We start from the raw sequence: 3,318 nt of genomic DNA, 5'->3' as shown, positions 1-3,318 counted from the left end.
GGCCGATGAAGCCCATGTTGGCGTGCACGAAGGTGATGGGCGCGAGCAGCAGGCCGGCGATGGCCGCCACCCCCGCCGCCAGCCCCCACACCAGACCGTTGAGCCGCTTCACCGGAATGCCCATGTAGTAGGCCGCGAGCTGGTTTTGCGACGAGGCCTGCATGGCGATGCCGAGCTTGCTGTAGCGGAACATCGCAAACAGGCCCAGGCACAGTACGCCGGTGACGCCGATCACCACGATCTGCTCGGCCGAGACCACCAGCGTGCCCATGCGCAGCACCTCACCGGCGTAGGGCACGGGCAGTGTGTGGGTGTCGGTGCCGATGTTGGGGATCATGGTGATCAGACCGCGCAGCACGTAGCCCACACCGATGGTGAGCATCACGATGGAGAAGGCCGGTTGCCCCAGGATGGGGCGCACCACCGCGCGCTCGAGCAACACGCCGAAGAGGCCCATGGCGATGATGGCGGCCGGCACCGCGAGCCAGAAGGGCAGGCCCAGCACGGTCATGGCGGCCAGCGCCGCGAAAGCGCCCACCATCATCAAATCGCCCTGGGCAAAGCTCACGGTCTCGGTGGCCTTGTAGATCAGCACGAAACCCAGGGCAATGAGTCCGTAGATACAGCCCTGAGCCGCACCGCTGATGAGCAGTTGCAGCAGTTGCACGCATGTCTCCTGTTGTGTTCTGGCGCCGCCGATGGGGGAGTGTGTTGCTGCAAACTTTGTGGCAGGCTCCCCAGACGGTGTGGGCAATTTATAGCTGTCTTGCCCGGGACTGACGCTAGGGGTTGACCCCCATCCCATGTCGCTCATGCGCCATGAAGATCGAGCACATGAAGTCCATACGCATCGGCGCCGGCCTCGGCTTTTACGGCGACAACTGGGAACCCGTGGCCGCGAGCATCGAACGCGGCGGCGTGCAGTTCATCGCCAGCGACCACCTGGCCGAACTCACGCTGGCCATCCTGCAGAAAGACCGGCAGCGCGATCCGGCGCTGGGCTACGCGCGCGACGTGGTGCCCATGCTCATGAAGCTGTGGCCGCTGATGCGCGAGCGTGGTGTGCGCTTCGTGTGCAATGCCGGTGGGCTGAACCCACGCGGCGCGGCACAGGCGGTGCTCGCCGCGTTCAAGGCCAAAGGCTGGCAGGCGCGTGTGGCGGTGGTCACTGGTGACGACGTGTTGCCGCGCCTGCAGGACGCCACCGCATCCGGCTTTGACCACCTTTTCACCCGCGAGCCGGTGGCCGGCGTGCGTGAGCGGCTGGTGTTCGCCAACGCCTACGTGGGCGCGAAGCCCATCGTGGACGCGCTGGACGCGGGCGCCGACATCGTGATCACCGGGCGCGTGGCCGACGCCGCGCTCTTCCTCGGGCCGTTGGTGCACAGCCTGGGCTGGACGCTGACAGGTGCCAGCAGCGAGCAGGACCTCAACCGCCTGGCGCAGGGCCTCACCGTGGGCCACCTGCTGGAGTGTTCGGGGCAGGGCAGCGGCGGTAACTTCGGCAGCCAGGGCGCGTGGCAGGCCATTCCCGATCCCGCGCACATCGGCTACCCCATTGCCGAGGTGCATGAAGACGGCACCGCGCTCATCACCAAGGCACCCGAGACCGGGGGGCGCATCAACTTCGACACCGTGCGTCAGCAACTGCTGTACGAGGTGCACAACCCGCACGCCTATTTTTCGCCCGACGTGGTGCTCGACATGGGCCACATCACCCTGCACGACGAAGGCCATGACCGTGTGCGCCTGACCGGTGCGCGCGGCACCGCGCCCACCGACACGCTCAAGGTGGTGGCCGGCTTTCGCGACGGCTACAAGGCCGAGGTCACCTGGGGCTTTTCCTGGCCCGACGCCTGGGACAAGGCGCAGGCCGCGCAGGCCACCATCCGCACACTGCTCAAGGACAAGCGCATTGCGCATGACGAGCTGTATGTGGAGTACCCCGGCCTGAACTCCGCGCACGGCGCGCTTGCGCCACTGCCCAAGGCGGATGCGCTCAACCAGAGCAACGAAATCTGGACGCGGCTGGTGCTGCGCACGCAGGACAAGGCCGCCGCCGACGGCTTCGGTCGGCTCTTTCCCTGGATCGGTCTGAGCGGCCCGGCCTACACCTGCGGTTTCACGGGCCTGCACAACACCAGCGAACTGCTGGGCATCTGGCCCACGCTGATCCCGCGGGCGGCGGTGGAGGCGGGTGTCACCGTCGAACTGCTTGGGGAGGTCACATGAGCCACGTTCGAATCCCTCTGGTGCGCATCGCCCACGCGCGCAGCGGTGACAAGGCCGACTGGGTGGACTTCGGCCTGTTCGCGTGGAACGCGGCGGGTTACGCCCTCCTTGCGCGCGAGGTCACAGCCGAGCGCGTGCAGGCCCACTTCGCGCCCTGGCTGCCGGGTGAGGTGGACGCCTGGCCCCTGCCCAACATCCTGGCGCTCAAGTTTGTGTTGCGCGGTGCACTGCAGGGCGGCGGCGCGCGCAACCTGCGGCTGGACAACCTGGGCAAGGCCATGGCGGGGGCGCTGTTGCGGCTGGAGATCGAGGTGACGCAGGCGGAGCTGGAGGAAGCCTTGAACACGCCGCGCGTGGGGGTGTGGCCATGAGCGCCGTCACCACCGACAAGCTGGGCGAGGTCTGGGTCGTCACGCTGGACCGCCCCGATGTTCGCAACGCAGTGGACAGCCCCACAGCACACGCCCTGCACGCGGCCTTCCTGGCCTTCGAGGATGACGCCGAGGCGCGCGTGGCGGTGTTCCACGGCGCGCACGGCCACTTCTGCGCCGGCTGGGACCTGCAGTACGGCGCGCGGCTGGCGGCGTCGGGCCAGATCGGCGGCCTGGACCTCGACTTCGACGCCCAGGACCCGCGCGCCCTCGGCCCCATGGGCCCGTCGCGCCTGCAACTCGCCAAGCCCGTGATCGCCGCCGTGAGTGGCGCGGCCGTGGCCGGCGGCATGGAGCTGGCCTTGTGGTGCGACATGCGCGTTATGGAGGAAGACGCCTACTTCGGTGTGTACTGCCGCCGCTTCGGCGTGCCGCTGATCGATGGCGGCACCGTGCGCCTGCCGCGCCTGATCGGCATGGGCCACGCGATGGACCTGATCCTCACCGGCCGCCAGGTGGAAGCGGCTGAAGCACTGCAGATGGGCCTGACCAACCGCGTGGTGCCCACCGGCCAGGTGCGCGAAGCTGCCATCGCCCTGGCGCGCCAGCTCGCGGCGTTTCCGCAGGCCACCATGCGCGCCGACCGCGAGAGCGCGCTGACCCAGTGGGACTTGCCGTTGGGCCAGGCGCTGTTGCAGGAGTGGCAACGCGGCAA

4 protein-coding genes are annotated in these 3,318 nt (G+C 68.5%); 3 read left to right on the top strand and 1 reads right to left on the bottom strand.

Features of this window, described 5'->3' with window-relative positions; translation table 11 throughout:
- The coding region (locus IV113_RS16730; RefSeq protein WP_291087183.1) for a branched-chain amino acid ABC transporter permease at positions 1 to 667 on the bottom strand (667 nt) is incomplete at its 3' end.
- 167 nt (positions 668 to 834) lie between these two features.
- Between IV113_RS16730 and IV113_RS16725 the strand changes: the two genes are divergently transcribed.
- From IV113_RS16725 to IV113_RS16715, 3 genes are all read left to right on the top strand, one after another.
- Positions 835 to 2,232 carry an acyclic terpene utilization AtuA family protein gene (locus tag IV113_RS16725; RefSeq protein WP_291087181.1) on the top strand — a complete coding sequence of 466 codons (1,398 nt, stop codon included), beginning with the start codon at positions 835 to 837 and terminating at the stop codon, positions 2,230 to 2,232.
- The gene (locus tag IV113_RS16720) at positions 2,229 to 2,603 is read left to right on the top strand and encodes a hypothetical protein (RefSeq protein ID WP_291087179.1); all 375 of its coding nucleotides are present in this window, start codon (positions 2,229 to 2,231) and stop codon (positions 2,601 to 2,603) included. Before IV113_RS16725 ends, IV113_RS16720 begins: the two co-directional genes overlap by 4 nt.
- Positions 2,600 to 3,318: crotonase/enoyl-CoA hydratase family protein (locus IV113_RS16715; RefSeq protein WP_291087177.1), on the top strand; the 719-nt coding region annotated here is incomplete at its 3' end. The genes IV113_RS16720 and IV113_RS16715, both read left to right, overlap by 4 nt.

The sequence above is a fragment of the Hydrogenophaga sp. genome (assembly GCF_018780385.1).
GTDB lineage: Bacteria > Pseudomonadota > Gammaproteobacteria > Burkholderiales > Burkholderiaceae_C > Hydrogenophaga.
The sequence above is the reverse complement of the archived record's forward strand: the minus strand, read 5'-3'. Positions and strand labels throughout refer to the sequence as shown.

Coding starts and splice junctions, on each gene's coding strand:
- IV113_RS16725 (WP_291087181.1), top strand. CDS start 835: ATGAAGTCCATACGCATCGGCGCCGGCCTCGGCTTTTACGGCGACAAC.
- IV113_RS16720 (WP_291087179.1), top strand. CDS start 2,229: ATGAGCCACGTTCGAATCCCTCTGGTGCGCATCGCCCACGCGCGCAGC.